Genomic DNA, 26,797 nt, shown 5'->3' on the forward strand with positions numbered 1-26,797 from the left:
ATGTTGATGTGCAATTTAACTCATTCGGGCTGCCGTAAATCAGATGATGTCTGCTTAATCGTAATTCCCTTATCTTCTAGCAGCATCTGCAATGCTTTTTGATTATTGCCATCATCAATTAACTCAACAATCGTCTTGGTTTTTACATCTCTCAATTTATTGCGATAAAGAGACGATAAACCGAGAAATAAGACGCCAAATCCCAAGACCGTGTCGTCCAAACTACCGGCAATAGGTACGAAATCAGGAATAACATCAACAGGTGAAATCATATAGGCTAAGCCTAGACAGGCATTAAAGAATCCCATCACATAGCCTTCAATATTTCTGGGATCAAACGTCGCCCAAGCTAGACAGTAGGCACATAGAAAAACAAATAGGCGAAAGGCTAAATCTACGTAAGATGCAATCTGGCTGGCGGTTCTGCCAACAACCTTCCAAACCTGCCACCATTCTGCTTTAGCGGTCATGTTTGCGATCGCAGATTGGTGAAAGATGTCCTTTAGCCACGGATTATGGTCAACTAAAAAACCCAGAAATCCAAACGAAAAGTAGATTGTGGCTAGCAAGAGTAAGAGCGCTGTTAATGCTCTAGCACCGTCGTACTTTTTGACGTCAAACAGCGTTCTGGGAAATGCTGGCAATGCTTCAAGCGTATAGGCTCCCGGCTGCTGTTTTCCGGCTGTTTGATCTAACGCTGGGCTTGAGGCTTGCCTAGTTGCTTGAACCGAGGGCCAACAGGTTGGATCAACCACATGAGTTTTGGGTTTTGTTGACCCAATCACTTGCCCAGAAGGAGTGCGAGATAGCATAGATAACCTCTCAAATAAAGCCACAACTCCAATTGAGTTGTGGCATATCCTCCCCACAGAATCCGGTTAGAAAATCCCAGAATAGTTTGGATGAACGTTACTATTTTGCATTGTTCACTCAAGTATGAAGTCGGGTTTATCAACGGAAAAGTCGGGTTGTATCAGCGGATTCAGCTTTACACTGCCTGATCCGTATAAGTAGGTTGGCATAAATAAATGCATATCTAAAAAACCGGGGGAGCGCCCCTCCGGGGCGCTCCCCCGGTTTTTTAGATGCGTTTATTTATATACAGCTACTTAGTAGTGAAAGTGAAACATAAGTAGCTGCATTTATGCATATGCAGTTACTTAAAAGCGAAATGAGTATCGTCAGCACCGATCAAAACTACCCAAGTGGACGATATTAGATGCCCAGTTTAGATAACAAGCGATTGATATAATTTGAGATCATTAACAATGAATGGCAAACGAAATCACCTATTGCGTTAAAAATGATTGAAAAATACTAAAAAACAAAATGATTTGTCATTCCATGTAAAGCACCTCCAGCTAATTTCAGGCTCTTCATATCCGTGATTCTTTAGTTCCCTGTAAAGCCTCTACATTCTTTACAGCCTTTATAATCTTTTACAGTCTCCACAGCTCTCTACCCTCTGCATCACTCCCCACGGACTAGCCATATCCCTCATTCAGCGACAGGTCTAAACCGAATAGACTGAAGCATAGATGCGATCGCAAATTGGGAGGAGAACCATTAGCCGATGAGAGAGGTGCAGTCTGGGCGACTAACTCCAGGGATGCGGCTGTGCGATCGCTACTGGGTGGTGCAACTGTTGGGCGAAGGTGGGTTTAGTCAAACCTATGAGATTGACGATAACGGTAGCCGCAAAGTCCTGAAGGTGCTGCTGGAAGACTATCCCAAGGCTGTGAGTTTGTTTCAGCGGGAGGCTCGGGTTCTAGGTCGGCTGCATCATCCGGGGATTCCTCATGTTGAGCCGGATGGCTACTTTACGTTTACTGTTCCAGATCAGCGTAGACCGAGCAAACTGCTGCACCTGCACGGTTTGGTGATGGAGTATATTCCGGGCGTGAATCTGAAGCAGTGGTTGCAAAACCATCCGCCGATTTCGCAGGATCAGGCACTCGATTGGCTCGATCAGCTCGTGGTCATTCTGCACCAGCTACATCAGCAGAATTATTTTCACCGTGATATTAAACCGTCGAATATCATGCTGAAGCCGGATGGGCAGCTCGTTTTGGTGGACTTTGGCGGCGTACGGGAAGTGACCGAAACTTACTTGGCCCGTCAGCGGAATGATCATACGGGCACTCGACTGGCCTCCTGGGGCTACGCGCCGCTGGAGCAGATGGAGGGGCGCTCTGTTCCCCAGTCGGATTTTTTTGCGCTGGGTCGCACGTTTGTTTGCTTACTCACAGGTCAGTCTCCTACTAATTTCCATCACCACGACCAAACGGGACTGCTGCTGTGGCGGCAGAATGCGCCTCAAGTCTCACTAGCGCTGGCAGATTTGGTGGATTGGCTGATGGCGATTTTCCCTGGTCAGCGGCCTCAAACGGCAGCGGAAATTCGAACTGCGATCGCAACAATTCGCGCTAATCCTAACACCAGTCTGCTGCCCGATTCTGCGATTAATCTCGTTCCTGATCCGTCGGCATCGAAGCCAGCTAACTCACCTGCATCCTCGTCTCAATCACTGACTGAGACGGGTTTACCAGTACCTACTCCAGCAGATCAACTTTGGCCGAAGCCGATGTCAGGCTCCGATGCTTCAGATGGGTCAGATACGATGACGCAGGCTCCGCCGGAGCATAGCCGGAAGTTGTCGAGGGTACTGCCGCGATTACTGCCCAGATTTTTACGCGATCGCACTCACTGGCTGATTCCGGTTGCGGCGGGTGCCGTGTCGGGTTTGCTAATGGTGCTGCGGGGGGCAGGCTGTTTTTACTCACTGGAGCTAGCGGCCTTTGATCAGTTCGTGCAGCGGCTGCCAAGCGCCGAAGGGGATGCGCCGATTGTGCTGGTGGAGATTACCCGCGAGGACATTCAAGCGTTAGAGGGTGAATATCCGATTAGCGATCGCACGTTACTGCAAGCTCTCCAAATCCTCAATGAAGCAAAGCCAGCCCTGATTGGGATTGATATTTATCGCGATCAGCCGCGTGGTGAAGGGCAAGCCGATCTCGTAAGTTACCTCCAGCAGAATGACCATATTGTGCCCGTTTGCGCACATCCCAATGAAACCGATCCTGAAGGTGTTGCCACGTTGCCCAACGTTCCAGCAGAACAAGTTGGCTTTATTGACGTGCCGCTGGATCGGGATGGAGCCGTGCGGCGACAACTCTTGGCAGACTATCCTCCTCAACCAGAGATTTGTGGTGCATTTCTCTCCTTGAGCGCCATGCTGGGACTGCGATATCTGGAACAGCAGGGCTATGCGATCGCAATGCCGGATGAGCAAAATCAATCTACCTGGCGGATTGAGAAGCCGGATCAATCATCACTTCAATTTCAGTCACTGGCTGCTTATCGAGGCTTTTACCCTCGCTCTGAATGGATTAGCAGTCAGCAGATTTTGCTGAATCCCTGGTCAACAGAGGCATTAACAGATGAGTTTAATCCGACCGTTGAGCGAGTCACCCTAACCGATGTTCTGAATCGTCAATCTAGTGCAACGGACTTTCAAGCGCAAATTCGCGATCGCATTATTCTAATCGGCGTTACTGACCCGACCGTGAAAGATGACTTTCAAACAGCCTATGGCGAAAACGTACGAGGTTTGCAGCTACACGCCATGATGACGGCTCAGCTCGTGAGCGCAGTCGAACAGGGGCGGCCTTTGTTAAGATTTGTCGGTTTTTGGTTTGATTTGGCCTGGATTGGCGGATGGACTGTGATAGCTGGACTGTGGGGATTGAATGTGCGATCGCAGATCAAATTGATGTTGATTGGCGGCGGATTGATTGTGTTGATGTCCGGAATCGGGTGGGGTTGCCTTTGGATCTATGGGACAGTTACACCAATTGTCCCAACCATGACGGGAATAACCATGCTGTTAATTGGCAAAGCTCTGCTTGTGGCACTGAACAAGCACAACACCTCTCATTAGCCGAGTACCAATCACACAACGTCTACAGTCTTCAACAAGGAAACTTCAATGAAGAAACTTCTGGGCAAGGTGATAGTTGGCCTCGTGCTAGCAACAAGCATCTCTTGCCCGCTGGCACAGGCGCAGCCGTCCACCGAGATAACCACCGATACAAATCTAGGACGGCCTTATGTCGAACCGTCTGGCCCCCGCCGGACTGGTCGAGCTGGTACCCAATTCCGCATTGAACCTGACGTTAACTTCCCGGTTAGCCAGGAACATGCTCAAGCCTGTGCCTCGACAGGGGCATCCCTGCAATCGCTTATGCCACAAGCCGCTGGCACTGCTGGATATACCCTGTCGAGCCGTCCCGATTTCTGGTTCCATAATCCTTACAACACCCGCCATATTGAAGCCGGACGCTTTGTCCTCGCGGATGCTCGTGGCAACATTGTCTACGAAACGGCTCTCGTGCTGCCGAGTCAACCCGGCGTCTTCCGCGTCCAGCTACCGGATAGCGCCCCCGAACTTGAATCGGGTCAAACCTACCACTGGCGCATGATGGTGACCTGCAATCCGTCCAATCCGGTAACTGCGATCGCACAATCACCGGCATCGTCACCCACCGCTCCAGCCCTTGACTGGACAGACGGCACGATCACCTATGTGAATCGGCCTGATCTAAAAGATGCGATCGCAGCTCGTTCGCTTCCAGATGCCGTCGCTTTTGCCTCTGAACATGAACTCTGGAATGATATTCCGTCGCTAATCCTGGCGGATACCCTGCAACAGTCTGCGCGACCTATAGACGGATCGAGTATTGCAGCTTCGGCCAGCACATCATCAAGTGCAGCATCATCAACCGAATCGTCGCCAACCTTTGGCACCCTGCTCAGCACGCTACCCGCATCTGAACAGCAGCGACGGTTTGATGCCCTCAACACGTTTGGTGACCGAGTCGGCATGGCCACCCTAGCCACCATTCCATTCGTCGGCACCGCTCAAGCCATTGACGAGCCTCGCGGAGAATACGCCAGTCCACCATCAGAACGGAGGGCACAATAACTTATAAGCCTACTGGAGCAATAGTGAACTAGAATCATGCGATCAGTTGTCGTCTGTGTAGTATTTTCATGATCAAGATACACGGCTTAGATCTCAAGATTTCACAATGCAGTCCCAACCTCATGAGCTGAGAATTTATGAAACCGGAGAAGGCGAAGCTCCTTTTGTAACTTGGCTAGATAACCTACGAGATCGCAAGGCCCGAGCCAATATCCGAAAGCGGTTAGATCGTGTAATGCTAGGTAACTTCGGAAACTTCAAATCTGTTGGCCAAGGTGTCTTAGAACTTAGAATTGATTATGGGCCAGGTTATCGAGTTTACTTTGCGCTAACTGGAACACTGATTGTCTTATTGCTTTGTGGTGGAGATAAAAACACTCAGAAACAAGACATCCAGAAGGCTCAACAGTTCTGGGAAGATTTCAAGCGGCGGAATATTACATCATGAGCAGAAGTTATCAGACCTACCTCATTGAATCGCTAAGAGATCCTCAAGAAGCAGCTGCTTATTTAGAAGCGGTATTGGAGGACGGCACTGCTGAAGAGGTTCGTTTGGCTTTAAGTAATGTCGCAGAAGCCCAGATGTCTAAGAATCCAGACGCTGAGTGGATTCGAGCGCAAGTTACAGATTTAAATCTATTGAATTTAGTTCAGCTACTGAAGCAACTTGGATTTAGACTGTCGGTTGCACCGAAAGAACACGTTGCTTGACTATTGGTGATCTCTTCCTGAGGCCCAAGCTGTACAGCGCGATCGCAGATCACGTCCGTGTATGAGAACCTAATTTTATTTTTGTGAAAGGCTGCTAAACAGCCTTTCACAAAAAATAATTCATTCCTACTGCCACGGGTCATGACAGAGTCTAACCGCCTACGGAAAAGGCAAGCATCACCAAAACGGACAGCAGCAGACCAGGGCTGAGCAACAAAATCAACATACCTAATTCATGGAGTTCCATCGAGTCTCGTTCTCCTATAACAGCTTCACCAGGACGTGAATCGGATTGACTTGATGCTAGCGTTGCGATCGCAGATTCCCCCTGATTCTTAAGAAATCAACAATCCTTTGAGCAATTCTCAGCAGACTTTATCAAACGTTCATTCTGTCTCTCCTGATTTGTCCAATTGGCTAGCGAAGGATGTAGCAGTAGTAGCCCCTTCACATTTGCTGTATTAGAACGTGCTGCATTGATATTGTGCTGCGATAACATCAGACAACATAAATTTAGAGCCGTGAATCCTCTATTTATCAATGATTTAACCCGAAAAGATTTCTGGAATGCGCTGGGCTTGTGGGCTGGCATGGAGATGTTTGGCTTTGTGGTCTGTCCTTTGCTAAACGTCATCGAATTTAGCGATCGCAGTTTTATCTGGTTTGCCAGTAGCTTGCCGCTGGGCATTGGTGGGGCGCTGTTGGTTTCCATCAGCTCTCGATTTTTGACGATCAGCAACCGTCGCCGTCGCGGGATGACAAAACAGATGGAGCTGCTGGTTGGTCATATCATTGGGAGCGTGGGGCTGCTGGGCGTGATGTTTCCGCTGTTGATGGTGATCTTGGAGTTTTTAACGGCGTTAACGGTTGATATTTATAACTTTGGTTGATGGCATCCGCTTTTGAAACTGTCACGATCGGTTGTGAATCGGACTATACCTGAATGAAGTACCTGTTCAGAACCCCATTCAAGATTCGAGGTTAACCCCCATCATGATGTTCAAATCTTTCCTATCGTCTCGGGTTGGTCGTCTACTTGGCGGCACGGCACTGGTTGTCGGTACGCTAGCCGCTTGTACAACACCAATGACGGCTGGATCATCGGATTCATCAACAAACGAACCCTCTACTGAAGTGACTCAAGCGGAAACCAATTCCTCCCAGTGGCGGCGTCTGACCGGAGAGGAGGTGGATGCCCAGTGGGACAACATTTTGATCAGCCCACTTGCGATCGCAGCTCTCAACCAGTTGGCAATTGAAGGTTTCATCGCCTACGACTGCGAAAAGTCCTTCTATGAGAACGTTGAATTTGGCGGATTTCAGACCATGCTGCGGGTACAGTGCCCGACCGAGCGTGGTGTTTCTGCCGCCGTTGGCTATGACGAAATGCGCGTCATCTTCAATCGCTTTGAAAGCAATATTGAAAGCTTTGATATTCAACGGGTAGGACCTGAGCAAGAACCTGAAATTGAGCTGCCGGATTAAGGTTGGACTTGCATTTATAGCTAAAACGATTAAAACTCCAGGGAAGAATCGCAGTACGGTTCTTCCCGATTGTCATTTCAATAGAATTATCAGCACTGAATCTGGCTAATGCACTGGACGGCTGTATGTACGCCGTTTGAGTAGTTTAATTGTGGAGTGTAGCTAGGGTGCGATCGCAGATCCCCCTCACCTCCACTCAATATTTGGTTCAAAATCCAGCCCACAGCTTCAATACACGCTGCCTGATTTTTGACCGGAATGCTTAACCCCACAGCTCGTTCTGCCTGACGGTCATATGTGCGCCGCAGCGGTAGAGCCACTAAGGGAACGTTCAATGCCGCACATTCATAAACGGTGTGATAGCCCGCTCCGCCAATTACCACATCGGCCAGTTGCAGCACCTCAATCCCCGGCCAGTGAGCAATCCACAGCTCAACCGGACAGTTAGGTGGGCATTCATGAGCTAGGCAACGGACTGTGCAAGTTGAAAACTGCTGTGCCAGTTGTCGCGCGATATCGCCAAAAAGTTGCAGTTCATTCGGCTGCCCCGTGGCACACACCATCAGCAACGGGCGTGATCCGTCCATATTCAAGCAATTTCGCAGAGACTCCCGCACCGCCAGCAGTTCAGCCCTATCGCGCAGTAGCCACGGTGCTGTGACACAAGCGTTTGCTAAATGCTGTAGCAGCGCAGCCATTTCACCTGGAATCAGCACTAGCTCATAATGCTGCTGCACAAAGTTCGCGATTCCCTTAACCTCAATATAATCCGGCTGCAAATCCCGGTGAATCCAGCAGCGTGGCGCGTCTACCATCTGTAGAACATCAACCAAATCTCCCACCAGCCCACGCGGAAACGTATCGACAATCAATCGCGTATAACGTTGAGTTAGCCACTGCTGCACGTACTCGCGGGTAGATTGAGGAGAACTATTTTGGGGCAGGGGGTGCAGTTGAACGTGAGAGCCGTTGAGTGCCGCTTGCACGGTCGTTGCATAGGGACTGTTGACCAAAATCTCCACTGGACAAGGCGCAAATCTGGCAAGTGCGATCGCACGATTCAGATGCCCCCATCCACTCCCCAGCGCATAAATTAACCACCGTTCCAATTTCTACGCCTCACACCTCATCTCTTCCTTAACTCGCGTCTAAATCCATCTCATATCCCTGATCCGCCTCTTCCTCAAAGCTTTGGCCATCTGCTTCCGTAAAGTCTACACGACGGCTGGCGGGGTCATAGTAATAGCGATCGCGGTTGCTGTAATAGTGATAGCCCCAGTGATTGCGACCGTAATAGCCATAGCCAGGAAATAGGCCATAGTCATCTGTATAGGGATCGTAGCCTGCGGGCTGGCGACCGTTCTGGCAGTATTGGCACCCTTCCGTCGTTGTTCGTCCACAGCGCCGCTTGAAGAGAAAACCAACTTTGCGATCGCACGTCCCATCTGGCCCAAACTGTTCTACTGAATTTGAACCTGTTGACCCCATACCCGCAAATCCGGCATAGAGCGGATTGGTGCTTGAGGCCGATGATCCGGATAGATTCGATGACGAGGATGAACCGCTGGGGGATCGAGTTGGCTGACCAGCAAAACTAGACGTAGCAGCAGTGGGTGCCGGTGGCGGTGCTGGCGCTGAGAAATCCGGTGATGAAGACGGAACCGATCCATCGAGCACGGCAACAGTGATTTCAAACGAGCCAATTTGAATGCGATCGCCATCATTGACGGTTTGATAGGGCAGCGCCACACCGTTGACTTTGGTAGGCACACGACTGCCGCGATCGCTAATTCTTAGCTCGCCATCAACCAACTCTAGAACCGCATGGTAATCCTCCACCTGCGCATCATCCAACACCATGCGGCTAACGGATTGACCATCCAGATCGCTTGGCATGACGCCAAAGGTGCGACCAAATGCAACGGGCGGTTCTAGCGTAGGATTGCGTTCCAGACCCGTCTTTGGATCAACCCAGCGCAACTGAATCTGCATCGATAGACTCCTAATGGCTTGTGGCTACTGGTTTTCAACGTGATTAACGGCAAAGGCGAGAGCGGCCTGCTGTTCTGGGCTAAGCACATCAAAGCCAAAGCTCGCAACTGCGATCGGAGCAATTAGCGCACGGGTCGAAATGACTGTTTCATCATTAGCATTACGCAGAGAGACCTTGCCGTCTTCGCTAACTTTCACCTTGTATAGCGACTCTTTTTCAGGGGTTTCAATTTCGTAACCGTAGTCGCGCTTTTTGATTCGATAGATCTGGGTGTCGCTGCCGTCTTCTAGCTTGTAATCACCGTCATCTTGTCGCCGCAGAATAAATAACTCTTGAGTTTGTTCGGCGTTTTCAACTTTCCAATAGCCGTCTTTAATTACGACAAAACCTAATACATTATCGCTAGCATCTTTGATTTTGACTTTCTGATTTTCGTCTAAATTAAACCGAGCTAATTCTTGATCGTTGCCATCAACCCACTTAGCACCATCCGGCTGAAATTTAATACTAAATGCTTCACTACCGTCATCTCGCTTAAACTTCAACTGGTCTACTGCGGTTTGAGTATCGGTGGCACTAGTTTCAGATAATGTCTGGGATTGAGCCACTTCGCTACTAGGTTGCTCAGCCGATTCATCAACGACTCCTGTATTGCTACAAGCTGTTAGTACAAGTAACGCAATTCCTAACGATGCAATTAGCTTAAATCGAGTAGCCATGATAAGACCTCATGCAATTTCTTAATGTAGGCTGGGTTGAGTAACACGAAACCCAACATCAGTGGGGAACGATAAGTTAAATTAGTTGATGGGAATCAAAATGTAATTGAGAGCTGTTGGGTTACGCTGACGCTAACCCAACCTACGGAAGGGTTGAATTAGCCTACAGGCTTTGACAGTTCTTTAGCTAAATTCAACACATGATAAGCATTCATAAAAAGCTGCATGCTGAGCTTGTATAAAGACGTTGAAACCAAAAAATCGGGAGATGCTTTGATGCCCAGAATTAGATTGTTTTCACTGACCTTAATTCGCTTGAGACGTACATTTGCAGGAAGTTGAACTGCAGATTGAATATCCTGTTGTAGCACCTGAACCGCGCCGTATTTTTTACGAGGAATGCGTAAATCCAGCTCTAGCTCTACCCCCTTGGATTTGTTCTTCCGCTTGAATTTTCGCTTGCCGCTCCTACCCCGCTTCCAGCCGTATTTCGACACCATCAATTCAGTTAACGACAACGTAAAATCAGTGCCATCTAAAAACTGTCCTTGTAATATCAACCAGTTATCTCGAAACAAGTCCATTTTCCAGCCGGAACGGGCTGGATAGGGAACGGTATCAATTCGCTTATAGTCTTTATTGCTAGGTGCAAAATCGAGTTTGACGTGAAATGGCTGATCGCGTGCAACATCGCGGCTGAGGGTGTCAATGAGTTCTTCCAGTGCTAAATAGCGCATATCTGGAATATCTGGGCTGGACCATACAGTTCTAAGTACAATGCCCACAGCTAATGGAATTAATGCCAAGAAAATTGGAATTGGGCCGAGAACTGAACCGATGAAGAATGAGGCAAATACAGCAATACCACTCACGATCAAAACAGTATTTGCTAGTTTGCGGCGCTTAGCCATCTGCTGATCGTATTGGGCCATTCCTTGACAATCGAGCTGAATCCGAGAAGCTAATTCGGTGGTTTCATAGATCCAACGATTGCGTTTTATTTGTGCTAGATTAAACGCCATTATTTCACTCCACCCATCGAAAAACTACTATGACAAATTGCTGTAATAATTTGTCTGTATTCACTCAAGACATGAAGAGATTGCTTGAAGACGTTGCCCTGAAAATCGGATGAATGCACCCACGATAGCCTATGTTTCATTTGATGTCGTCCCCGCACCCAAAGGGGCATCGATTCATATTCAAGCTTTTGCTCAAACGCTCAGTATAGAAGTTGGTTCACTTAGTTTAGTCACCGTGTCTCCGACGGGAGAAGTGATTGATCAAGAACTTGATATTAACTTTCATCAAGTTGCCTTACCTGCACTGGGTAAAACGCTAATTGACCGGGTGCTGCATTTTCGACAGCAGCTTTGGCAGTGGCTTCAAGGGCGCTACTTTGACATCATCCATATTCGCTCTCCCTTTGAAGGATTCCCCATTGCGTTGCACAAGCCTCAATTGTGTCGATTCTTAATCTTTGAGGTGAATGGGCTACCGTCGATTGAGCTGAAGTATCGCTATCCCAAGGTGGCCGATGATTGGGAACTGATGCACAAGCTTGTTGCTCAAGAAGATACCTGCCTACAGGCGGCGGATTGCGTAATCACGCCGAGTCCCGTCACTGAAGCGTATCTGCTTGAACGCGGAGTAAAAGCTAAGCGAATTCAGACGGTTCCCAATGGCGTTGATCTTGACCAGATTTACAGCGCTACTCCCAGAGCTGAGCCGATGCTGTCGCCGCTCAAACTCCTTTACTTTGGTACGTTGTCGCCGTGGCAGGGGATAGATGTGGCGATTGACGCACTGGCTTTGTATAGCCGCGATTTCGAGGCTCAACTGACGATTGTGGCTCCTGGTCGTCCGGATCAATTCAAAGCGCTGCATAAACTGGCTGAGCGGTTGGGTGTAGCTGAGCATATTCAATGGCTGCAACCGATGGCTCCCAGTGAGCTAGTCGCGCAGATGCATGAAGCAGATGTGATTCTTGCGCCACTGAAAGCCTGCGATCGCAACCTTGTTCAAGGCTGCTGTCCGCTCAAAGTCCTGGAAGGCATGGCATCTGGTACGCCCGTGATCACCACCGATCTGCCAGTGATTCATGCGATCGGCACCCCCGAAGAACACTTTCTAGTCGCGCGACCCAATTCTGCCAAGGCAATTAAGGATGAGCTATTGCGGTTGAGGGAAGATTCGGAGTTGCGATCGCACTTATCCAAACAAGCTAGAACCCACGTCGAACAACACTACACCTGGCAGATTGCCAACCAAAAACTCATCACCATCTATCAGCACTTACTCTCAACCACCTCCTAAAACCTATTCGCTACCCATCGCCTCTATCCCCATTCACCATCAACTAATACTCAGAAAGTATTAATAGCCAACCTGAAATATATTGGACAGGCTTGACTTCAGCGCCTAGTCTAGTATTCAGAGGCGTAAATAGCGCCGTTCCATTGCAAAGCATTTCGATAAAGAACTGCAAGATTTTCCTCTTCGAGGAATCAACGGTTATGGGGGCAGACTGGGAGATGGCATTTAGGTTCCGCACATCAACCGCTGCCCCATTTTTGTCTTAAGTTTCTGCACCCAAGATTCTCAATTCCTGTAAGGTCGGCATCGCCCGCCTGTCCCTATCGCTATGCTGAGGGTGGGTATTGCCCACCTTCTGTTACCGCAATGCTGAATTTCAGCACCGATCCGTTATGAGGTGAACCATATGAGTAAAGGTACGCTGTTCGATAAAGTTTGGGATGCCCACACCGTCGGCACCCTACCCTCTGGCCAGACCCAGCTCTTCATTGGTCTGCATTTGATTCACGAAGTCACCAGCCCCCAAGCCTTTGCCATGCTGCGGGAACGGGGTCTGAACGTGATGTTCCCAGAGCGTACCGTGGCCACGGTGGATCATATTGTGCCAACGGAAAACCAGGCCCGGCCTTTTGCTGACGCTCTGGCCGAAGAAATGATTCAGGCGCTGGAGTCTAATAGTAAAGAAAACGCTATCACCTTCTATAACGTGGGTTCTGGCAATCAGGGAATTGTGCATGTGATTGCGCCAGAACAAGGCTTGACCCAGCCCGGAATGACGATTGCCTGTGGTGATAGCCATACCTCTACGCATGGAGCTTTTGGTGCGATCGCATTTGGTATCGGTACCAGCCAAGTGCGTGACGTGCTAGCTTCTCAGACGTTGGCCTTAGCGAAACTCAAGGTGCGTCGGGTGGAAGTGAATGGCGATCTGCGTCCTGGTGTTTACGCGAAGGATGTCGTGCTGCACATCATCCGCAAGTTGGGCGTGAAAGGCGGCGTTGGCTATGCCTATGAATACGCAGGCACTACGTTCGACCAGATGAGTATGGAAGAGCGGATGACCGTCTGCAACATGGCAATTGAGGGCGGTGCGCGCTGTGGCTATGTCAACCCGGATGAAACCACGTTTGAGTATCTCAAAGGTCGTGAATTTGCGCCCCAAGGCGAGGATTGGGATCGGGCGGTTGAATGGTGGCAGCAAATCGCCAGTGATGCCGATGCGGAGTATGACGATGTGGTTGTCTTTGACGCGGCAGATATCGAACCGACGGTGACCTGGGGCATCACTCCCGGTCAAGGTATCGGCGTCAATGAGCAGGTGCCAACTGCCGAGAGCCTGCCGGAAGAAGATCGGTTTGTGGCAGAAGAAGCTTACAAGTATATGGACTTGCAGCCCGGTAGCCCGATTAAAGGCACGAAGGTTGATGTCTGCTTTGTCGGTAGCTGCACAAACGGTCGCATCAGCGATCTGCGCGAGGCCGCTAAGGTGGCTCAGGGACGGCAGGTTGCGCCGGGCATTAAAGCGTTTGTTGTGCCGGGTTCTGAACGAGTCAAGAAACAGGCCGAAGCCGAGGGACTACACGAAATCTTCTTGGCCGCTGGCTTTGAATGGCGGGAAGCGGGCTGCTCCATGTGTCTTGCAATGAATCCGGATAAGCTCCAGGGTCGCCAAATCAGCGCTTCGTCCTCAAACCGCAACTTTAAGGGTCGTCAAGGATCTTCTTCCGGTCGGACACTGCTAATGAGTCCGGCGATGGTTGCTGCTGCCGCTGTTACTGGCGAAGTGACCGACGTGCGCGAATTATTACAGGCTGAACCCGCAGCGGTATGACGCCTCGCTGAGGTTGGGTTTTGTCCCGAAACATATTTATAGGGGCAGGTTTTGACGATCAATTTCGATCGAGATCCAAAGGTAACGGCTAAACCTGCCCCTACAGGGTTGGTCGTAATCTAGGCATTCCTAACGTTCAGTGCTGGTGCACAGCAAAGGCACCGCATCCAATCAATATTTAGGTACCTGACAGGAAAAAATTATGAGTAGCGAAGTTAAACAACTCTCTGGTCGCGCCGTTCCTCTGCGTGGCGACGATATCGACACTGACCGGATTATCCCCGCCCGTTTTCTCAAATGCGTTACCTTTGATGGTCTGGGCGAACATGCTTTTGAAGACGATCGCGCCCAAGATCCCAGTCATCCCTTTGATCAGCCCCAGTACCAAGGGGCAAAGGTTCTGGTTGTAAACCGCAACTTTGGCTGTGGCTCCTCCCGTGAACACGCACCGCAGGCCATCCAGCGCTGGGGCATTGATGTTCTGATTGGCGAAAGCTTTGCTGAAATTTTCTTCGGCAACTGCGTCGCGCTGGGTATTCCCTGCGTCACTGCTGAAACCGATGTGGTTAAGGGTATTCAATCTGCGATCGCAACTAATCCCCAACTTGAAGTCAAGGTCGATCTGGAAGCCCAAACCGTGACCTGGGGCGATCAAACGGCTGCAATTTCAATGGGCGATGGCCCTCGGCAAATGTTTGTTTCGGGCACCTGGGATGCCTGCGGTCAGCTTGTCGCTCAGCAAGCGCAAATTCAGCAAACCGCCGCGAACCTGCCTTATCTCCAGTGGAGTAGTCCTGTTACCGTCGGTTAGTCACCACTAATTGCCTATGCAAATCTCTTTTAGGGGCGGGTTTAGCTGTCAACTGATCGGTTTAAACCACACTTGACTAACGAAACCCGCCCCTACAGCAGGGCAGAATTATGAAGATTTTTACTATTTGAACGCCATCAATGCTTCATCTTCTAGCGCTGGCCCTTCAATTTCGATGGAGCGTTTACCAGCCGCCAACACTTCACGACAGCTCATCCGCAGTTGGTAAGGTGAATCGTCCGCTTCCTGCGTATCGTAGAATCGATCGGAGCTCAGTGCATAAACTAGCCGCCCTAAGCCGCTCCAGAAAATAGCTCCTGCACACATGGGACAAGGCTCAGTGCTGGCGTACATTGTGTAATTGGCTAGCTGTTCCGAGCTGTACTGACCTGCGATGACTCGTAGAAGATGGGTCTCAGCGTGTCCTGTACAGTCCTGAGCCGTCACCTGATTATTTTCTGCTTCAGCTAAAATCTGGCCCTGATCGTCAACTAGCGTCGCTCCGAACGGACAATTACCGTTCTGCTTAGCTCGTTTGGCAACTGCGATCGCAGTTCGCAAATGCTGCAAATCCAAATCGTTCATTTTTCAGCATCAATCCCAATATGACGTTAATTTCTTGTAATTAACGCCATACTACGTCATAGCTCTTGGATTTTATAGTTCTTCGATTTTGTCGGGTTCTTGCTGCGGCAGCGGCATGGGTGGAGCCTGCGGCTGAGATCGCTCGGCGGGCTCGAGTTCGCGCAAGTCTGGCAACTGCACCATCTCGCGCTCGGTTTGTTGAGTACTTTCACCCAGTGCCACAAACTCTTTCGCCCGCTCTTCCAGCGCCAGCGGAATCGCCAATGGCTGCTCTTCTTCCACCATCTGAACTTTTGGCAAACTGTGTTCCAAATCATCCAGTGGACGTGGAATCACCATCACCGCATGTAGTTCGCCAATGCGCTCGGCCTCATGCATACCCGCTTCAACGGCCAGTGCCACATTTGGCAGTGAACCTCGAATCAGAACTGTGCATAGTCCGCCGCCAATGGTTTCATGGGCCATAAGCTGCACATCGGCTGACTTAACCATTGCATCGGCTGCACCAACCATCGCTGGGAAACCGCGAGTTTCAAGCAGTCCCAGCGCTTGACTGGTCATCGGGCTGCCATTCCGCTCAAAAGTGAACTCTTCCCACAGAATCCGAATTGGCAAAACTTCCTGTAAGTTGGGTGACGGGCGGGGAATCACTAAGGATGACATGTACTGGCCGAACTGTTCAGCCGTTGCGCGTCCTGCCTGCACTGCCATTCGTACATCCGCCACACCACCCCGCACGATCGCTGTACAGTGGCCACTGCCAATCTTTTCGTAGCCGACGAGAACCACATCGGCAGATTTCAACATGGCATCAGCCGTACCCACAATTGCAGGGAAACTTTGAGTTGCGACCAAGCCTAACGAGGCATCACGGTGTTGGGCCGCGCGATGAGCCGCTCTCATGCGAGGTAGCGAAGCTGGAGATGAGCGTTGCAATGGCATAAATCGTTCAATCGAGTAATGGGAAAGCCTCCCGCAAAGATGAGTCACCTAGTCAATATCTCGAATACAACACAGACCAATGTGGGCAGTCGTGTGGCGAGATGGCTATATTTACAGGAATCTATATGTTTACAGTGTAGTTTTCCACAAATAGAATGGGACGTACCAACTTAAGAATATATGTGATACTTATTAACACTTGTTAGGATGGATACCAAGTCAATACCAATCAGTAACCGATACACGACATTATGACTCGTCATCATTGAGCGGCTGGCGGTGAGGAAACAGTGCCGATAATAGTTGATCGATCTGTCCCTGTCCGTAAACTTTTACGCCCACTGCACTCGGTGGAGTCGGCGAGTCTGCGTCTGCTGCTCGAGAACTGGGGCTTGTACCCTCTCCTGATGATTGTGGCGCAGTTTCAGCTTTTGCATCTACATCCTGAGCCTGATTCTTGCGATCGCGCTCCTCTGCCGTTTGACCATTTGCGGCTTGAGAGGCCGTGAATGAGTCAGAACTTGCCTTCGTCGCAGCCGATGCAGCTTGATAGCCGTTTTGCTGATTCTGGCTAGATTGTGGACTAAATTGCGTGGCCTGAGCAGAAGCCGCTGATTGATTAGCGGATCGATAAGCAGATTGGGTAGATGGAGCAGACTGCGTATCCTCTGACTCAGCCGCTACAGATGGCACATCAATCGTCACCTGACGGCTGGTATCTCCCAGCAGCGAACCCGGTTGGACGACTTCTCCAGGTGCGATCGCAGGTCGTAACACGGTGCTGGAAGACCCAATACAGGCATTCGCGCCAATCCGGCCCGCCCCTACAATTAAGACTCCAGTCCCGAAACTGACACCGGGTTCGATGATTAACGAACCCTGACGGGCATGTAGCACCGAACCCGCACCAATACAAACTCCCGCCCCGATCACAATTCGGCTATCTGAGTCTGCTTGAAACAGAACGCCGGGTGCGATCGCAGCACTTGGATCAATCTCAACCTCGCCTTGCAGACAAAAGTGAGTGTGATCAATCAGTTGCAGAGGGGGGAATTTCATCTAATGTTGATAATCCGAATCTTTATTTGCAACCGCTTGCAACCGAAACTGATGTGTAGAGGTACAGTAAAGCTGCACTTCTACACATTTAACATCTACCCGTAATTCACCTGCACATCTTGGCACATTTCTTGATGGAAAAACTGATCCGTAAACCCTTCCACCAGAGCCAATTCGAACAGTTGATTAATGCAGCTGCACCTAATTAATTTATGGGCGCTGAATAATTCGCTCAACTACGCGACGCTTCACCTGTGGATCGATACCGATCAAACGCACATATTCGCCTGGATGCTCAGCCATGCAGTTTTCGAGAGAGCGCAGTACATCCGCCTCACGATTGGAGCCAACCGATGCACAGCTATGCCAAGCATTCGCCCGAAAACGCCGTGCATCTGCATGCTCCATCCCAATCCGGCATCCCTGGCTCAGCAATTGGCGAACCTGCTGTACCACGTCTCCATCTAACCGACCTGTAGTTGCTGTTGAGGCTGATTTAGAACTGTACGACTGGTTGCTAGCAGCTGGCTGACTATAAGGCGTATAGCCACCACCGTTTCCGTTACTGCTAGACGGTGGTTGATCACCAGGACGCTGAATGGTCATTTCCAAAACACGGCGCTTCGCCTGTGGATCGATACCGATTAGGCGCACATACTCACCAGCATGCTCAGCCATACAAGCCTTTAAGCCAGCCATCACTTCGGATTCCCGAGTTGATTTAATCGGCGCACAGGTATGCCAAGCATTCGCTCGGAAACGTCGTGCATCTGCATGTTCAGTACCGATTCGATAGCCTTGGCTCAACAGTTGACTGACATGCTGAGCGACATCTCCGCCTAGACCACTCCTGCTGCTACTGCTACTGCTACTGCCATTGCGAGCTGTATAACCATTTGAGCGGGACGATCCATTACTGGAGGAGAAAGACGGAGTTGAACCTAAGGACGTTGGGGAAGAGCCATCTGGACGCTGAATCGTCTCTTCAAATACACGGCGCTTCGCCTGTGGATCAATTCCGACTAAACGGACGTATTCGCCGGCTAAATCCGCCAGCTTCATGTCAATTTCTGAAATGGCATCAGCGCCGTAGCGAGCACTAACTCGCCCAGCCGTCTGCCACGCATTGCTGCGGAAGCGACGCGGGTCGGCATGTTCAAGTCCGATCTCAAAACCCTGCGTTAACAAGCTGTTGATTTGCTGAACGATTTGTGAATTTAGATGTTGGCTCTGCACTTGATCTACTCCATTGGATCCACTGAACTGCGAAGATTCGAACGACCTGTTACGAATTGAAGCGACACGAGTACTATCTCCAGCGCGCGAGTAGCCGGAATGAAGCGTGTCATTAGTACCTAAAACTTCCTGAGCAAATTCGACATCGCTAGGTTGCACATCCGGCAATTGCTCAACCTGCTGTTGGCTAGTAATGACAGCACCTGACGGCACATACTTACCAGGAGGAATTTCGACATCCTGAATCAAAGCGTGCAGCATCACAATACAGCCTTTGCCCAGGCGAGCATTGAATATGGTTGAGCGAAAGCCAATAAAGCAACCGTCACCAATATAGGCTGAACCATGAATGAGCGCCTTATGAGTGATCGATACACGGTGGCCAATCCAAACAGAATAGTGTTGCTGATCATCACCAACAACACGCCCCTGCTCTAACCCGTGAATAACAACACCATCCTGGACAATCGTCCCTTCACCAATGTGGAATGGACTGCCATCATTAGCGCGGATAGAACTACCAGGAGCAATCTCAACATTAGCTCCAATATAAACCTGACCGGTGACGTGAGAAAACGCATGAACACGTGCGCTTGCGTCAACGGTTGGTTCAACGTGCCCTTGTGACGTAAAGGCGCTTGGAGTAGCGAGGCTACGCACTACCATGAACCCTTCTTATACCTCCAAAAAATCGGTATTCCAACGAAACCGATTGCAGTTGCTGACAATGCTCTATTCAGCGCAGCCAGAGTGCAAAAGCTCCTGAGCTATCTCTAGTCGGGGATTTCAGTTCAGCAACAGAAGTTACGCTAGCTAATAACGATGCTTTTAATCAAGCTGCCCCCAGCATTCACAGCAAGGAAAACCGTTGATTGCCAAGAAAATTTAACTCTTATTCAGTTAACTCTTATCAGACAGCATCTTTCTTGCTATACAACCGTCGATTATCGACACTAACGGTATCGATAATGGCGACAACTGTTGCATCTAATGGACGGTCATCATAACTCGGTAAACGACGGGCTGCACTGCCCCGACTAACGAGCACCCACTCATCTACACCTGCACCAACAACATCAGCAGCCACCTCATAGCCTGGGATAAGCTGCCCTTCTTCGTCGAGCAATTGAACGAGCAGGAGCTTGACTCCTCTCATGCTGGGATCTTTGTATGTACTGACAACGGTGCCGCGAACTTTGGCAAGCTGCATGTAAAAACTACGCTGAATTTACTGATATCGGCGAATTCCTGTAACGCTTTCTCTGAATTGTTCGACTGCTTCGGTATACCGAATGGGCAGAACAAATTCCAGGTTTTCGTGGGGACGCGCGATGATGTGAGTAGAGAGAACTTGGCCTCCATTAACTCGCTTCACACATTCAACACCTGCGGAAACAGATGCCTGTACTTCTGATACGTCGCCCCGAACGATAACGGTTACTCGACCGCTACCAATTTTCTCGTAGCCCACTAAAGTTACACGAGCAGCTTTAACCATCGCATCAGCTGCTTCAACGACGGCAGGAAATCCTAGCGTCTCGATCATTCCTACTGCGATCGACATGACAGTTCTCCTAAAAAATATTTTTGAACTTGGCTACCTCTTTATAAGAGAGGCTCCTCCTAGCTAAAAGCGGAGTCACCTCTGCCCTGGCCACGTTTGGTAATGGGCAGAGGCCATTTCATCCCTTTAGGTACGGAACTGCTCGACCGCTTCGGTGTAGCGGATCGGTAGAACGAACTCCAAATTCTCGTGAGGACGGGCAATGATATGGGTGGACAAAACTTCACCACCATTAACACGCTTGGCCGACTCGATTCCGGCCGCGACGGATGCTTGAACCTCTGATACGTCGCCCCGAACGATAACGGTTACTCGACCGCTACCAATCTTTTCATAACCGACTAGGGTTACACGAGCGGCTTTGACCATCGCGTCAGCGGCTTCAACAACGGCGGGAAACCCTAGAGTCTCAATCATCCCAACTGCAATTGGCATTTCTTTGTCTCCTCAAAATCCTGGTGAAAAACGGGATAAAACCAAAATGTCTAGACACTAAAATACCTCTTAAAGAGGTTTATCTAAAAGCCCAGCATCAAAGAACGCCAGCCCAGACGGCACAATTGGCGACGGGGTGGGTCACTTTGCTTAAAACTTTATAATTAAGCGTGTCTAAACTTAACGCTTACATCTCAGAATAGGAGAGCGATGACCATTTGACAATATAAGTGCCAATGATTGTTGTTAATGTTGCATATCACCAATACTCATACAAATAATGTGTCAAAACGATACAAAACGTCCAGATTGGTGAGGTGACGGCTCAGTTTGTTGTGGATCTTGCCGTTGTCATAAAACCTACGAGTAATGCGCCACGCTATCAGTACAACAGCTATTTCACGATACTCGCTGCTACCAGCCGTCGAACCTCATGCGTTGACTTAGCCTAGACATCAGCAAAATTTAGTTCCTCCGATATCACCTAAAAGGAGGACTTGTAACTCAAACCTTGATCAGGCTACATTTCTCGGCAGACAGTCCGGTAGAGTAGTGATAAGCAGTTGCATATAACAACTCCCCCAAAGGCCGTGGGAGCGATCTTCTTTGGAGACAGTCCCCGGTTTGAGGCTGATATCTATGCCAGCCGCCTGATCCCAATCACCATGTTAAAAATCTGAACTGTAGAATCTTTAACAAGCTAAATTGTCTCAATTTGTGTCAAACATGGCGTCGCTCTCAGAAGGTTTTCGCGGCAGCGGGAGCACTTGTTGGCTTCGTCAATCTTGTTTTATCTAGGCAATCGGCCTGCACTTGTCGTGGAGAGGAGAGCTAACAAGTTTAGTTCCTGTTCTATTGGGAGGTGCAGGGAGCAGGCTTGAGCATGGAGAATCTAGCGAAGGTGATGCGCTGGAAGTGATTCGTTGATGCGATGAACGCAATGCGATCGCAGTTTGGCTAGAAGACGAAGCTGAGCAAGCGTTTCTAATTGGAATGCTTAATTTTGTTAGTTGTTAGTCGATTCTAAGTCGGTTCTGTTTTGTTTTTTGTAGCCACACGGATACTTAATCGCGATGACTGAGTTTTTCCTCCAAAGCAGTTGGTGGATTCCTTGGTACGGCATTCTTGGTGCCTTGCTATCTTTGCCATGGTCAATAGGCTTATTGCGTCGTACAGGTGAAAGACCTGCCGCTTATGTAAACATTCTGCTGACTGTTGTGGCACTCATCCACAGCATTGTGGTGCTGCAAAATATTTGGGGGCATGAGCCACAGCGGCTGCTAGCACCTTGGCTCAATGTAGTGGGATTAGATATTACTCTGTCACTTGAAATATCGCCGCTCAGCTTAGGGGCAGTGATTTTGGTAAGTGGTTTGAGTTTGCTTGCCCAAATCTTTGGTTTAGGATATCTCGAAAAAGACTGGTCGTTGGCCCGCTTCTACGGGCTGATGGGCTTCTTTGAAGCTGCAATCACGGGGTTGGCGATTAGCGATTCTCTATTCCTCAGCTATGCCCTACTGGAAATGCTGACCCTTTCCACCTATCTGCTGGTGGGCTTTTGGTATGCACAGCCTCTGGTGGTAACGGCTGCACGGGATGCCTTTTGGACGAAGCGGGTTGGCGATCTACTACTGCTGATGGGGGTGGTCGCTCTGGCCACAATTTCCGGCAGTTTTAACTTCAGTGAGCTGAGGGAGTGGGCTGAAACAGCTCAACTCTCACCACTGGTTGCGAATCTGTTGGGCTTAGCCCTGATTGCGGGTCCAACTGGCAAATGTGCTCAGTTCCCCTTGAGCCTGTGGCTCGATGAGGCGATGGAAGGGCCTAATCCAGCTTCGATTCTCAGAAATTCGGTTGTTGTGGCTGCTGGGGCATTCGTGCTGATTAAGCTAGAGCCCGTCATTGCTCTATCATCTGTCGCGTTGACTGCCTTAGTTGTGTTAGGCACCATGACGGCAGTGGGAGCTTCTCTAGTTGCGATCGCACAAATCGACATCAAGCGCACATTTTCCCATTCCACTAGTGCTTACTTGGGCCTGGTCTTTATTGCCGTTGGCCTTCAGCGAGTTGATATTGCCCTCCTGCTGCTCTTCGTCCACGCCATTGCCAAAGCACTGATCTTCATGAGCGTGGGGTCAATTATCTTGACTACCAATTCTCAAGACCTGACTGAACTAGGTGGACTAGGTACGCGAATGCCCGCTACCACGACAGCCTATGCAGTTGGTGCGGCTGGCCTAGTTGGCCTATTGCCGCTCGGCGGATTCATTGCCAAGCTGGAATGGATGCAGGTTTTTGAAAATAATTTAGCCTTCCTCAGCGTCATGCTGATTGTCAACGGACTGCTGGCGTTTAATCTCGTTCGCGTGTTCGGCCTGATTTTCCTGGGTGAATCTAAACCTAAGACTCGCCGTGCCCCAGAAGTTCCTTGGCCAATGGCCTTCCCAATGGTGACGCTCAGCATTCTGACACTGCTCATGCCCGTACTGCTGCAAAAGTGGCAACCACCCGGCACCGTGGATCTAGATGCCTACACCATTGGGCTGCTGATTGCGTCAAGCCTGCTGGGATGTGGACTGGGCTGGTGGTTCTACTTCCCGCCTGCCAAGCAGCCCGAGAAAGTTATCTGGCAGCCGCTTCAGCAGTTTCTAGCCTACGACTTTCAGATTGCCAAACTGTATGAGTTAACCGTTGGAGCCGGTGTCAGTCAGATCTCTCGCCTCGCTTCTTGGTTTGATCGCTTTGTGGTTGATGGCGCAGTGAACCTGGTTGGCTTAGCTACCCTGCTCAGTGGTGAGAGCTTGAAGTACAACACTTCCGGTCGCTATCAGTTCTACATGCTGACTATTTTGGTTGGTTTAGTGCTGGTTAGCCTCCTGATTAACTGGTCGATGAACTGGTCAATTAATTGGTCAACATTTAATTGGTCAGCGTTGGTCTAACGGTTCATTTCTTGTACAGTCCTTGTCGTTGTCGCTGAAATCAGTATGCTGAGTATTCTGATCTGGTTGCCTCTTGTAGGTGGATTGCTAATTGGATTTTGGCCCAAGCTAACGGGACAACAAACTCGCCAAGTTGCTTTGACCTTCACGGGTATTACGCTCGCTTGGACAATTTGGCTGGTCAGTCGGTTCAATATCGATGCTGTTGGCTGGCAGATGGAAGAGTATCAACCGTGGGCCGATATGATTGGTCTGCACTACCATTTGTCGCTAGATGGCTTATCTTTGCCGCTACTGGTGATTAACAGCCTCTTAGTCTGGGTTGCTATGTACTCCAGCACCAAGGCGGTGCATCGACCCCGTCTCTACTATGGGCTGCTGCTTTTACTGGAATCTGCCGTAGCTGGGGCGTTTTTGGCAAAAAACCTGCTGCTGTTTTTCCTGTTTTACGAGGTCGAACTGATTCCCCTCTATCTGCTGATTGCAATTTGGGGTGGACAGCGACGCGGCTATGCAGCCACTAAGTTTCTGATTTATACCGCTATTTCTGGAGTACTGATTCTTGGCTCGTTCTTTGGATTAGCCTGGTTGAGCCACACCTCTACCTTCGACTACGATGTCCTGCGCAGCCATGCCTTACCAGTGGCCCAGCAGCTGATTTTGCTGACGGTGCTTGTCATTGGCTTTGGCGTCAAAATTCCGATTGTCCCGTTCCATACTTGGCTACCAGATGCTCATGGAGAAGCCTCGACGCCCGTTTCGGTGCTGCTAGCTGGTGTGTTGCTTAAACTTGGCACCTATGGCATGTTGCGTTTTGGCCTAGGTCTGTTTCCAGAAGCGTGGAAAGAGATTGCTCCTTGGCTGGCGACGTTTGCAGTGGTAAATGTGCTGTACGGATCGCTAGTTGCGATCGCACAAAAAGATATGAAGCGAATGGTGGCCTACAGCTCTATTGGCCATATGGGCTATATCATCCTAGGTGCAGCCGCAGGAACTCCACTGGCGGTATTAGGAGCAACCTGCCAAATGGTCAGCCACGGCTTAATTTCTGGCCTGCTCTTCCTATTGGTCGGAGTCGTTTACGCCAAAACAGGGACTCGCGATTTAGATGTACTGAAAGGGCTGTTTAACCCAGAGCGCGGCTTACCCGTAGTCGGCAGTTTAATGGTGGCGGGATGTATGGCAAGTGCAGGCATTCCCGGCATGATTGGCTTCGTAGCTGAATTCATGGTGTTTCGCGGTAGTTTCCCCATCTTTCCCATACAAACCCTGCTCTGCATGATTGGAACGGCTCTCACAGCCGTCTACTTTTTGACGCTGCTCAATAAAGCTTTCTTTGGTCGCTTACCAGATGCTCTCGCCAACCTACCCCGCGTCTACTGGCAAGACCGCATTCCGGCGGCTGTCGTCACGGCTCTGATTATCGTGCTCGGTCTTCAGCCAATGTGGCTAGCCCGCTGGAGCGATGGCAGCTCTAGAGCATTAGGTATTCCCGAAGTGGAAATGCAGGCATCGGTGCGCACAGGCTGGGCACACCTACCCGTAGATACCTTTTTTCCCTTGAAAGCAGCTCCTACACCATTGCCGCAGGTGGCTTCTCCGGCCCCAGCCCCATCTATTTCTACCGTATCCACGTCAGGCTAGATTTCACTGCACTGCAATGAAGCTGTAAAGCTCAACTAAGCGCGAAAACAAACCACTTCACCCAAGCTTCAGCAATCCTACTGAAGCTAGTTAGGTTCAGAGAGATCACGTCTTAAACTGAACTAAAGAGGAAACGCTACTCTCATTCGTATCACGTTCCGCAGGAGCCACTTCCAATGGTTAGTGTCATTCGAGAACCGTCCAACCATCCGTTTGCCGAAATCATTTACCGTCTAGAGGATGGTGGCGCGCTGCTGCCGGATTCTCCTCGCAACGTAACCGAGATGGTCGGTATTCTCAAGAGCTATGGGGTGGTTCTAGACGCTTACCAAAAGAACCTGCGCTACATTGCTGATAATCAGTTTTTAGTGCTGTTCCCATTCTTCAAGTACTTTGACGGACAGTTCAGTATCGAAAAACTGTTCCGGCACTGGTGGCACAATCGAATTAATTTTGAATATGCCGAATACTGTATGAAAACCATGCTGTGGCATGGCGGCGGCGGCCTAGATCAGTACCTAGACACCGACGAGTTTAAGGTGAATGCGCAGACTGCCATTCAAGCCAAGCTGAAGCGGAATCCGGTGATAGCGTTAGTCAATCAGCTGTTCCCAGATTTCCTGCTAGAGCAGGTGCGGCAGATGGCTTACTACAGCGGTTTGGGGCAGTTTTGGCAAGTTATGGCCAAAATCTTCCGGACTCTGGCTGAGCGCTATGAGCGGGGCGAGATCAAAACGATTCCCAACCTAGTGGATCACATCAAACAGGGATTGGTGGCGGATGCCAACTTGCCCATTACCTATGCGGTAGAGATTGATGGACAGACATACGATATTTTGCCAAAGTCGGCTGGTTTGACATTTTTGATGGATACGGCAGTGCCCTATGTAGAAGCTATTTTTTTCCGGGGAACACCCTTTCCTGGAACCGTTTCCTATAATGCTCAGGCCCATCAAATTCCCGAAGAGCAGAGCAACTTTACCTACGGAGCGCTTTACGCCGATCCGCTCCCGATTGGTGGCGCCGGAATCCCTCCGACGCTAGCAATGCAGGATATGCGACATTTCTTACCCGACTATTGGCATGATATTTATCGCGACAGCACACGGGGTGAGGATGACTTGCGGGTGCTCATCTGTGAGAGTTTTCAGAAGTCAATGTTTTGCGTGACAACGGCGGCGATTTTGGGGTTGATGCCCAATCCGCTGGATACTGACAACGTGGAGGAGCAGCGCGAGAACCGCAAGTATCTAGAAGGTTGGTTAGATCGCTTAATCTCCTCACGCCTGCCTAATGTTCAAGTGTGTGAACCAATTTAGTCGCACCTTTCGAGGCTATTTCAATCAAAGCAAAATGGGGATCTCAGCGTAGAACGATGTAGATCCCCATTTTGCTTTGATTGAATAGTTTAGCTATCGTCATATTGGTTAAGGCGTTTTTGTGGCCAGGCTGAGCCGCGCCACAAAAACGTCCATGTCCTAACAGAGCTGACTACAGCTATAAAATTAGCCCTCGCGTATACGTACTTTATTGAGGGAGT

Annotated in this window: 24 protein-coding genes; 12 read left to right on the plus strand and 12 right to left on the minus strand. The window is 49.8% G+C overall.

Annotation, left to right across the window (positions count from 1 at the left end; all coding sequences use genetic code 11):
- Positions 1-20 precede the first annotated feature (20 nt).
- A complete protein-coding gene (locus AC286M_RS29190) occupies positions 21-812 on the minus strand; it encodes a YkvA family protein (RefSeq protein WP_488207726.1) in 792 nt (263 codons plus the stop codon).
- Positions 813-1,573: 761 nt separating this feature from the next.
- Between AC286M_RS29190 and AC286M_RS29195 the strand changes: the two genes are divergently transcribed.
- From AC286M_RS29195 to AC286M_RS29220, 6 genes are all read left to right on the plus strand, one after another.
- A complete protein-coding gene (locus AC286M_RS29195) occupies positions 1,574-3,940 on the plus strand; it encodes a CHASE2 domain-containing protein (RefSeq protein ID WP_488207727.1) in 2,367 nt (788 codons plus the stop codon).
- Between the two features lie 48 nt (positions 3,941-3,988).
- Positions 3,989-4,984, plus strand: coding sequence for a DUF928 domain-containing protein (locus AC286M_RS29200; RefSeq protein WP_488207728.1), 996 nt, complete (start codon positions 3,989-3,991; stop codon positions 4,982-4,984).
- A gap of 106 nt (positions 4,985-5,090) precedes the next feature.
- Positions 5,091-5,432, plus strand: coding sequence for a type II toxin-antitoxin system RelE/ParE family toxin (locus tag AC286M_RS29205; protein ID WP_488207729.1), 342 nt, complete (start codon positions 5,091-5,093; stop codon positions 5,430-5,432).
- Entirely contained in the window at positions 5,429-5,695 is a 267-nt protein-coding gene (locus tag AC286M_RS29210) for a helix-turn-helix domain-containing transcriptional regulator (RefSeq protein WP_488207730.1), read from the plus strand. Before AC286M_RS29205 ends, AC286M_RS29210 begins: the two co-directional genes overlap by 4 nt.
- A 521-nt stretch (positions 5,696-6,216) precedes the next feature.
- Positions 6,217-6,585 (plus strand): hypothetical protein, encoded by a 369-nt coding sequence (locus tag AC286M_RS29215; protein WP_488207731.1) that lies wholly within the window; start codon positions 6,217-6,219, stop codon positions 6,583-6,585.
- A gap of 103 nt (positions 6,586-6,688) precedes the next feature.
- Positions 6,689-7,180, plus strand: coding sequence for a hypothetical protein (locus tag AC286M_RS29220; protein WP_488207732.1), 492 nt, complete (start codon positions 6,689-6,691; stop codon positions 7,178-7,180).
- 89 nt (positions 7,181-7,269) lie between these two features.
- Here the strand turns inward: AC286M_RS29220 and AC286M_RS29225 are convergent, their stop codons facing one another.
- The 4 genes from AC286M_RS29225 to AC286M_RS29240 all read right to left on the minus strand — a co-directional run bounded on the left by AC286M_RS29225 (position 7,270) and on the right by AC286M_RS29240 (position 10,914).
- On the minus strand, positions 7,270-8,289 hold the full coding sequence (locus AC286M_RS29225; protein ID WP_488207733.1) for a hypothetical protein: 1,020 nt from the start codon (positions 8,287-8,289) through the stop codon (positions 7,270-7,272).
- 28 nt (positions 8,290-8,317) lie between these two features.
- Positions 8,318-9,172, minus strand: coding sequence for an FHA domain-containing protein (locus AC286M_RS29230; RefSeq protein ID WP_488207734.1), 855 nt, complete (start codon positions 9,170-9,172; stop codon positions 8,318-8,320).
- A gap of 24 nt (positions 9,173-9,196) precedes the next feature.
- Complete coding sequence (locus tag AC286M_RS29235) at positions 9,197-9,892, minus strand: hypothetical protein (RefSeq protein ID WP_488207735.1); 696 nt, start codon at positions 9,890-9,892, stop codon at positions 9,197-9,199.
- A gap of 158 nt (positions 9,893-10,050) precedes the next feature.
- Positions 10,051-10,914 (minus strand): hypothetical protein, encoded by an 864-nt coding sequence (locus AC286M_RS29240; protein WP_488207736.1) that lies wholly within the window; start codon positions 10,912-10,914, stop codon positions 10,051-10,053.
- A 109-nt stretch (positions 10,915-11,023) separates the two neighbouring features.
- Between AC286M_RS29240 and AC286M_RS29245 the strand changes: the two genes are divergently transcribed.
- From AC286M_RS29245 to leuD, 3 genes are all read left to right on the plus strand, one after another.
- Complete coding sequence (locus AC286M_RS29245; RefSeq protein WP_488207737.1) at positions 11,024-12,208, plus strand: glycosyltransferase family 4 protein; 1,185 nt, start codon at positions 11,024-11,026, stop codon at positions 12,206-12,208.
- Positions 12,209-12,614: 406 nt separating this feature from the next.
- Entirely contained in the window at positions 12,615-14,039 is a 1,425-nt protein-coding gene (leuC, locus tag AC286M_RS29250; protein ID WP_488207738.1) for a 3-isopropylmalate dehydratase large subunit, read from the plus strand.
- A gap of 202 nt (positions 14,040-14,241) precedes the next feature.
- Entirely contained in the window at positions 14,242-14,850 is a 609-nt protein-coding gene (gene leuD, locus AC286M_RS29255) for a 3-isopropylmalate dehydratase small subunit (RefSeq protein ID WP_488207739.1), read from the plus strand.
- Between the two features lie 123 nt (positions 14,851-14,973).
- Here leuD and AC286M_RS29260 read toward each other — a convergent pair whose 3' ends face one another.
- The 7 genes from AC286M_RS29260 to AC286M_RS29290 all read right to left on the minus strand — a co-directional run bounded on the left by AC286M_RS29260 (position 14,974) and on the right by AC286M_RS29290 (position 20,671).
- Positions 14,974-15,435 (minus strand): nucleoside deaminase, encoded by a 462-nt coding sequence (locus AC286M_RS29260; RefSeq protein WP_488207740.1) that lies wholly within the window; start codon positions 15,433-15,435, stop codon positions 14,974-14,976.
- Positions 15,436-15,507: 72 nt separating this feature from the next.
- Positions 15,508-16,377: a beta-carboxysome assembly protein CcmO gene (gene ccmO, locus AC286M_RS29265; RefSeq protein WP_488207741.1), complete on the minus strand. Its 870-nt coding sequence runs from the start codon at positions 16,375-16,377 to the stop codon at positions 15,508-15,510.
- Between the two features lie 249 nt (positions 16,378-16,626).
- On the minus strand, positions 16,627-17,436 hold the full coding sequence (ccmN, locus tag AC286M_RS29270) for a beta-carboxysome scaffolding protein CcmN (protein WP_488207742.1): 810 nt from the start codon (positions 17,434-17,436) through the stop codon (positions 16,627-16,629).
- A 210-nt stretch (positions 17,437-17,646) separates the two neighbouring features.
- Positions 17,647-19,338, minus strand: coding sequence for a RuBisCO small subunit-like domain-containing protein (locus tag AC286M_RS29275; RefSeq protein WP_488207743.1), 1,692 nt, complete (start codon positions 19,336-19,338; stop codon positions 17,647-17,649).
- A gap of 244 nt (positions 19,339-19,582) precedes the next feature.
- Positions 19,583-19,882 carry a beta-carboxysome shell vertex protein CcmL gene (ccmL, locus tag AC286M_RS29280; protein ID WP_488207744.1) on the minus strand — a complete coding sequence of 100 codons (300 nt, stop codon included), beginning with the start codon at positions 19,880-19,882 and terminating at the stop codon, positions 19,583-19,585.
- 18 nt (positions 19,883-19,900) lie between these two features.
- Positions 19,901-20,236, minus strand: a complete 336-nt coding sequence (locus tag AC286M_RS29285) for a carbon dioxide-concentrating mechanism protein CcmK (protein ID WP_488207745.1) — start codon at positions 20,234-20,236, stop codon at positions 19,901-19,903.
- A gap of 126 nt (positions 20,237-20,362) precedes the next feature.
- Positions 20,363-20,671 (minus strand): carbon dioxide-concentrating mechanism protein CcmK, encoded by a 309-nt coding sequence (locus AC286M_RS29290; RefSeq protein ID WP_106883133.1) that lies wholly within the window; start codon positions 20,669-20,671, stop codon positions 20,363-20,365.
- Positions 20,672-21,744: 1,073 nt separating this feature from the next.
- Between AC286M_RS29290 and AC286M_RS29295 the strand changes: the two genes are divergently transcribed.
- The 3 genes from AC286M_RS29295 to AC286M_RS29305 all read left to right on the plus strand — a co-directional run bounded on the left by AC286M_RS29295 (position 21,745) and on the right by AC286M_RS29305 (position 26,576).
- Entirely contained in the window at positions 21,745-23,613 is a 1,869-nt protein-coding gene (locus AC286M_RS29295) for an NAD(P)H-quinone oxidoreductase subunit F (protein WP_488207746.1), read from the plus strand.
- Between the two features lie 45 nt (positions 23,614-23,658).
- A complete protein-coding gene (locus AC286M_RS29300) occupies positions 23,659-25,257 on the plus strand; it encodes an NADH-quinone oxidoreductase subunit M (RefSeq protein ID WP_488207747.1) in 1,599 nt (532 codons plus the stop codon).
- Between the two features lie 176 nt (positions 25,258-25,433).
- A complete protein-coding gene (locus tag AC286M_RS29305; protein ID WP_488207748.1) occupies positions 25,434-26,576 on the plus strand; it encodes a CO2 hydration protein CupB in 1,143 nt (380 codons plus the stop codon).
- Positions 26,577-26,797 lie beyond the last annotated feature (221 nt).

It is taken from the genome of Thainema salinarum CENA647, from assembly GCF_057732415.1.

Bases quoted from the DNA above. Each gene is read 5' to 3' on its own strand.
- AC286M_RS29300 (WP_488207747.1), top strand. From the start codon at position 23,659: ATGCTGAGTATTCTGATCTGGTTGCCTCTTGTAGGTGGATTGCTAATT.
- AC286M_RS29200 (WP_488207728.1), top strand. From the start codon at position 3,989: ATGAAGAAACTTCTGGGCAAGGTGATAGTTGGCCTCGTGCTAGCAACA.
- leuC (WP_488207738.1), top strand. From the start codon at position 12,615: ATGAGTAAAGGTACGCTGTTCGATAAAGTTTGGGATGCCCACACCGTC.
- AC286M_RS29220 (WP_488207732.1), top strand. From the start codon at position 6,689: ATGATGTTCAAATCTTTCCTATCGTCTCGGGTTGGTCGTCTACTTGGC.
- AC286M_RS29210 (WP_488207730.1), top strand. From the start codon at position 5,429: ATGAGCAGAAGTTATCAGACCTACCTCATTGAATCGCTAAGAGATCCT.
- AC286M_RS29245 (WP_488207737.1), top strand. From the start codon at position 11,024: ATGAATGCACCCACGATAGCCTATGTTTCATTTGATGTCGTCCCCGCA.
- AC286M_RS29235 (WP_488207735.1), bottom strand. From the start codon at position 9,892: ATGGCTACTCGATTTAAGCTAATTGCATCGTTAGGAATTGCGTTACTT.
- AC286M_RS29195 (WP_488207727.1), top strand. From the start codon at position 1,574: ATGAGAGAGGTGCAGTCTGGGCGACTAACTCCAGGGATGCGGCTGTGC.
- ccmN (WP_488207742.1), bottom strand. From the start codon at position 17,436: ATGAAATTCCCCCCTCTGCAACTGATTGATCACACTCACTTTTGTCTG.
- AC286M_RS29285 (WP_488207745.1), bottom strand. From the start codon at position 20,236: ATGTCGATCGCAGTAGGAATGATCGAGACGCTAGGATTTCCTGCCGTC.
- AC286M_RS29205 (WP_488207729.1), top strand. From the start codon at position 5,091: ATGCAGTCCCAACCTCATGAGCTGAGAATTTATGAAACCGGAGAAGGC.
- AC286M_RS29295 (WP_488207746.1), top strand. From the start codon at position 21,745: ATGACTGAGTTTTTCCTCCAAAGCAGTTGGTGGATTCCTTGGTACGGC.
- AC286M_RS29190 (WP_488207726.1), bottom strand. From the start codon at position 812: ATGCTATCTCGCACTCCTTCTGGGCAAGTGATTGGGTCAACAAAACCC.
- AC286M_RS29275 (WP_488207743.1), bottom strand. From the start codon at position 19,338: ATGGTAGTGCGTAGCCTCGCTACTCCAAGCGCCTTTACGTCACAAGGG.
- AC286M_RS29230 (WP_488207734.1), bottom strand. From the start codon at position 9,172: ATGCAGATTCAGTTGCGCTGGGTTGATCCAAAGACGGGTCTGGAACGC.
- ccmL (WP_488207744.1), bottom strand. From the start codon at position 19,882: ATGCAGCTTGCCAAAGTTCGCGGCACCGTTGTCAGTACATACAAAGAT.
- AC286M_RS29240 (WP_488207736.1), bottom strand. From the start codon at position 10,914: ATGGCGTTTAATCTAGCACAAATAAAACGCAATCGTTGGATCTATGAA.
- leuD (WP_488207739.1), top strand. From the start codon at position 14,242: ATGAGTAGCGAAGTTAAACAACTCTCTGGTCGCGCCGTTCCTCTGCGT.
- AC286M_RS29260 (WP_488207740.1), bottom strand. From the start codon at position 15,435: ATGAACGATTTGGATTTGCAGCATTTGCGAACTGCGATCGCAGTTGCC.
- ccmO (WP_488207741.1), bottom strand. From the start codon at position 16,377: ATGCCATTGCAACGCTCATCTCCAGCTTCGCTACCTCGCATGAGAGCG.
- AC286M_RS29290 (WP_106883133.1), bottom strand. From the start codon at position 20,671: ATGCCAATTGCAGTTGGGATGATTGAGACTCTAGGGTTTCCCGCCGTT.
- AC286M_RS29305 (WP_488207748.1), top strand. From the start codon at position 25,434: ATGGTTAGTGTCATTCGAGAACCGTCCAACCATCCGTTTGCCGAAATC.